This is a genomic window from Marinobacter confluentis, assembly GCF_004785685.1.
GTDB classification, from domain to species: Bacteria; Pseudomonadota; Gammaproteobacteria; order Pseudomonadales; family Oleiphilaceae; genus Marinobacter; species Marinobacter confluentis.
On sequence record NZ_SRPF01000054.1, the window covers coordinates 1 to 311 of the forward strand.

A 311-nucleotide genomic window follows, 5' to 3' on the forward strand; every position below is an offset into this window, starting at 1 on the left:
CTGCTGCTGGATCTGGTCTGCGGTGGACAGAATGTCCGGGTCTTCGGTTTCCAGTTTCAGGTTCTGGGCAAGAGACGAAATCCCGGTCACCGGGTTGCCGATCTCGTGGGCGACGCCCGCAGCCAATCGACCCACGGAAGCCAGTCGCTCACTGTGCATCAGCTCGTCTTCCAGCAGGCGGGTCTCGGTCTGGTCTTCCACCAGGATGATGCTGCGACCCTCGGGATGATCGGGCCCGGCCAGGGCGGCTTTGTGCAGGTTCAGCCAGTGAGGGCGCCCGCCAAGATCAAGCCGGTGCTTGTAACGGTGCA

1 protein-coding gene is annotated in these 311 nt (G+C 63.0%); it reads right to left on the reverse strand.

The window, feature by feature from the left end:
* A partial coding sequence (locus E5Q11_RS17530; RefSeq protein WP_323053115.1) for a histidine kinase dimerization/phospho-acceptor domain-containing protein occupies positions 1-311 on the reverse strand: 311 nt, incomplete at both ends.